The 4,340-nt window shown below is 64.7% G+C and carries 5 protein-coding genes; 4 read left to right on the top strand and 1 reads right to left on the bottom strand.

Annotation, left to right across the window (positions count from 1 at the left end):
• On the bottom strand, positions 1-232 hold a 232-nt coding region (locus tag OXG98_03490), incomplete at its 3' end, for a hypothetical protein (GenBank protein ID MCY3771071.1).
• On the opposite strand from OXG98_03490, the gene OXG98_03485 reads away from it, so the two are divergent.
• The 4 genes from OXG98_03485 (at position 226) to OXG98_03470 (ending at position 3,388) form a co-directional block, all read left to right on the top strand.
• Positions 226-1,851 (top strand): integrase arm-type DNA-binding domain-containing protein, encoded by a 1,626-nt coding sequence (locus tag OXG98_03485; GenBank protein ID MCY3771070.1) that lies wholly within the window; start codon positions 226-228, stop codon positions 1,849-1,851. The genes OXG98_03490 and OXG98_03485 overlap by 7 nt on opposite strands.
• A gap of 18 nt (positions 1,852-1,869) precedes the next feature.
• Entirely contained in the window at positions 1,870-2,688 is an 819-nt protein-coding gene (locus tag OXG98_03480) for a hypothetical protein (protein ID MCY3771069.1), read from the top strand.
• Between the two features lie 194 nt (positions 2,689-2,882).
• Entirely contained in the window at positions 2,883-3,140 is a 258-nt protein-coding gene (locus tag OXG98_03475; GenBank protein ID MCY3771068.1) for a hypothetical protein, read from the top strand.
• On the top strand, positions 3,140-3,388 hold the full coding sequence (locus OXG98_03470) for a hypothetical protein (GenBank protein ID MCY3771067.1): 249 nt from the start codon (positions 3,140-3,142) through the stop codon (positions 3,386-3,388). The genes OXG98_03475 and OXG98_03470 overlap by 1 nt, the downstream gene beginning before the upstream one ends.
• Positions 3,389-4,340 lie beyond the last annotated feature (952 nt).

Genomic DNA, 4,340 nt, shown 5'->3' with positions numbered 1-4,340 from the left:
CCATCGCCGCCCCATGGCGCGCAGCCCGGCCCCATGGCGCGCCCCACGAAATCCATCGCCGCCCCATGGCGCGCAGCCCGGCCCCATGGCGCGCCCCACGAAATCCACGGCCGCCCCATGGCGCGCAGCCCGGCCCCATGGCGCGCCCCACGAAATCCACGGCTGCTCCATGGAGCGCGGGCTTGATTCGGAACTGTACGGCGAAGGCTGCAACGGGAGGTGTGGATGTCAACGAAGTTCCTGTTCGATCAGGCGAGTGTCGATGCGCTGGAGAAACGCGAAAAGGAATGGGTCGCCTGGGACGAGGGATTGGCGGGCTTCGGAGTGCGCATACTGGCTTCGGGAACGAAATCGTGGATCGTCAGCGAGAAGACGAGGCGAGAGGACGGGAAGGTCCGAAGCCGCCGGATCGGGATCGGGCGGCTTCCAGAGATGAGCCTGGAAGAGGCGAGGACGAAAGCGAGGGAAATTCTGGGCGAAGCGGGCGGCGATGGCGTCGACAAAGCCGGTGGTGAAAGCTCGCCGGCTGAGGGCGCGGCAATTCCGGCCTCGCAAGTTGACGGCCAGGCAGTTGAAGAGGGCGGGCTGGCGCCAGATGGCGGTGACCGGGCAACGCCGGTTTCGCCGGCCGCCGAGACAACCGCCGCGCCGGACCGGCCGGCGGAACCGGCCCCGAATGACGCAGCGGTGGAAGAGGAGCCGAGGACGGGCGCCGGGGCCGAAACGGTCTTGGCGCCTGTGACGTCGACCGGCGAGATAGTCGATCCGGAAACGGGTGAGATACAGCCGGCAGGCATGGAAGAACCGTGGGATCCAGACGAGGGCCTGGGTGACTTGGACGAAATGGGACAAGGCCCGGACGCGGGCCGGGACCCGGAGGCCGTTCCCGGAGTGGACGCCGACGACAAACAGACGGACAGCGCTTTGGCCGGGGCGATTGACAGGGTGACCGGGGCCGGAGCGGTCGACCCCTACGGAGAGGTTGCGGAGACGGCCGGGCGCGCCGAGCAACCCGGGATGCCTCGCGTGGAGGCTCAGGGCGGGCCCGATCCGGGAAGAGGCGACGACGGGCACGGCGAGGCTGACACCGCAGGCGAGTATCGTGACGGCGAGGTCGATGACGATCAAAGCAAAGCGCGGGATCAAGGCCGGGAAGGGCCGGGTGGAAAGGAAACAGCCGGCTCCGGGCCGGGCAGGATGGAGAGGGCGTGGAAAGCCGTGTCTGAACCGGCTGGCAAGGTCATCAAGGGCGGCAGGACGCTGATGTCAAAGAAGGCTGAAGAGACCCCTGCGGAGAAGGAACCGGCGGAGACCGCTCGGGACGATCCGGAGCCCGGCCGACCGGCGAGCGGGAAAGTCGAGACGGCCGAGACGGGCGGCGCCGAAGGGTCGGATGAGCCGAAGCTGGAGGCACGGAAGGGGACGACTGCCGGGGTCGAGGAGGAGAGCAGGGACGGGAACCAGCTCAGCGAGGACTCGGTTGCCGGCCTGGCGAAGAACTTGGACGAGATGCGCGGCGTCGTGGACAGGATCGAGGCCTGGAGCGACAAGATGGGCCCGCAGATTGAAATGCTGTCGGGCTCGACGACGGTCCTTGCCGGCGATCGCAGGCGGGGACGCCGGCGTGTGGCAAGGGCGGTCGTGGCCATGGCGGCGATGCTTGCCTTGGGAATCGCCGGCGGCGTCGCGCTCCAGAGCCGCGTGGAGGTGGCGCCGCAGGCGGACCCCACACTGGGCTGGAAGGATCATTTCTGGAACTATTACGGCGAGACCCTGATGGAGTGTTTCCAACGAGCGAAGAAAGCCGAGAGCGGATATATGGACTGCGCGGTGAAGGTCCGGGGGCGGTAGCGAGCAGGGAATCCGGGCATGGAACGAACCGTCGGCGGCACGGGGCTGGCGTATGTGCGCAAGCTGGAATGCCCCCGCGGCCTGCATGAGATCGAATCCCTCCTCGGAAGGCAGACCGTTTCCGGCCACATGTCCTGCTCTCTTTGCCGGCGCACTTGCTACGCCGAGCCCGGCTGGCTCCGGATCGAGGCCCATGACGGCAAGGCCGCGGCCGAAGGCCGCTATCCCCGGGGACTGGTCGCCGTCTGCCCGTCACCAGACTGCCGGGACCGGGGCCGGCGCCTCGTGTCCCTCATCCTGGAGACTATGCGGACCGCCGGCGAAACGCCCGATCCTTCCTGGCTCGAATATGTCCGCACGGCCGGCGAGGCTCCGAGCGGTGAACGATCCGAACCTGCACCTCCACAAGCCAGCCTCTTCCCGCCGGTTGCCCCGGAACCCCCGCCTGCGGCCCACAACGTGAACTGGTCCCTGTTGCCTCCGGGCCGGTATCCGTGGAAGCAGGTCCGCCAACATGTCGCCAATACGCTCGAATCCAGGGACCCGGAGGCGTCCGCCCCAGTCCTCTTCCGGCACGAGACGCTTGTCTCCTTCGCCCCGGACGAAATCTACATCGGAGAGCGCGGCTTCAGGTCCTATGTCGCATACATTTTCAGGGCGAGGGGGCTTGCCGTCCTGGAAAGCGCCATGCTCGACAACGCCACCTACATCTTCGACCTGGACTGGCGTCGGGTATCGCAAATGACGAAGGCCGAAATCCTCGAGGGCGATCTGCATCGGCACAGGGTCATCCATACCCGGATCTGGCAGGACCGGATCAACCGGCTGCTGCAATAGCGCTCGCTTCCGCGCATCGTCACCCGGCTTCGGGATTTCCCCGACGACGAATTGACCGGTATGCTGAGGTGCAAGCGGATACCTGCCAACAAGGGAACCGGCGTGAAACGCACCGCTGACAACATGGGCTCGGAGGATGTCCGGTTCCGTCTCGAACGGGAGACTGCGCCGCCGTCATGAGCGAAGGAGCCTTCATGCTGAAAGATCTTGCCCCGTGGATTACGCCGGCCCTTATCGTCGCTCTGTTCCTGTGGCTCCGGGCGGATATTCGCGACCTGCGACGCGATCTCTCTGCGCGTATGGACAGCCTTGAGGCGCGCCTTCGGGCGGTGGAGACCGGTCTGGCGGAACTGCGGGGACGTCTCGACGGAATGGACAGCCAACTCGCGTTCCTGCGGGACTACATCACACGCCGGAACGATCCGGCTCCTGCCCCTGATGGGGATGACTGATGGCAAGGATCGGAAAGATCGTAAGCCCGTACGGGAGACCGAAAGTGGAGGGCAAGCTGATCGTTCCTCCCTATCGGTCAGTTCGCGACGGTCAGCACGGCGTCCTTGAGGTCTTTTCGGACGGAATACACGCGTGGCGCTGGTTCAAACCCGACAACGGGGAAGATTACCCGTTGCCGCTTCGCACCATGTCGGACAAAGACCAGCGGCGTTGGGAGAAAGCGGTTGAAGATGCGCACAGCCTCTGACGCCGCTCAATATCTGCCCGATCCGGGTGACCAGACTGCGAACGAACTCCAAGGCATGACCGGACGTGTAGCAAGTATAGTCGCGTCGCGCGCAGCGATGCCGTCAGCGCCGGAATTCGTCAATTTTCGCCGGATCGCCGGAATCTGGACGATCATGAAACGCCGTAGAACGCGATTCTGGACCTTCCGGGTATCGGGTTCCTCCCCGGACCGACTTTGCGCCTCTGCCCCGCTCCCCGGCACGCTCAGGCGTAATCCCGCCGCGCGGCTCCCCGGTGTAAATCTCGAATGAGATTTTCGTTTGTAGGTCACTATCCGGGGTCAGGTCATCTTTCTCCCATGAACAGGCTGAATATAAGGGAAGTTTCCGGACAGGGCAAGAGGCAAATGCCCGAAATACGGTTGGCCTAAATCGAAGGGATTCGGAGGGATGATTGCACTTGGGGAACTGAAATGACGGTAATGCGTTACAGCGGGGGGCACCGGGGATAATTCGATACGTGGATTTCCTGTATGTGGGATATTATGTGGATCGCGTTCATGATGCATGGATCGGCTTCGGGAGAAAACAGATATGAGGAAGTATGCAGGATTGAAATGGGGCTTGTTCCTGGCGGAAGTCGAGCCGGCGCCGGCTGCGGCGGTCCCGGGGGTCTCGTCGTGAGCCGGTCTGCGGGAAGCCGCCGCACCCGCTCAACGGGCGCAGGAAACTCCGGTTCCCGGCGAGAGTTGCGATAACGGCATTGTGAACCTGTTCATCCGGCCGGCCTGCGACTTGTCCCTTGCTTCGGCATCGTCGTTCGATTATCGGTGAGTTCGATATATGTGGGGGGCGGCCATGAGAGCAGAGTTGCTCGGTGGCTTGTTGCACGGGTTTGCCTTGATTAGAATCAATCCGGCCGAGCCGCCGAGCCGCCGAGCCGCCGAGCCGCCGAGCCGCCGAGCCGCCGAG

This window comes from Gemmatimonadota bacterium (assembly GCA_026706345.1).
GTDB lineage: Bacteria > JAAXHH01 > JAAXHH01 > JAAXHH01 > JAAXHH01 > JAAXHH01.
This window is presented reverse-complemented; position numbering and strand designations above follow the sequence as displayed.

Excerpts from the sequence above, each read along its gene's own strand:
- OXG98_03470 (MCY3771067.1), top strand. The coding sequence starts at position 3,140 with ATGGCAAGGATCGGAAAGATCGTAAGCCCGTACGGGAGACCGAAAGTG.
- OXG98_03485 (MCY3771070.1), top strand. The coding sequence starts at position 226 with ATGTCAACGAAGTTCCTGTTCGATCAGGCGAGTGTCGATGCGCTGGAG.
- OXG98_03480 (MCY3771069.1), top strand. The coding sequence starts at position 1,870 with ATGGAACGAACCGTCGGCGGCACGGGGCTGGCGTATGTGCGCAAGCTG.
- OXG98_03475 (MCY3771068.1), top strand. The coding sequence starts at position 2,883 with ATGCTGAAAGATCTTGCCCCGTGGATTACGCCGGCCCTTATCGTCGCT.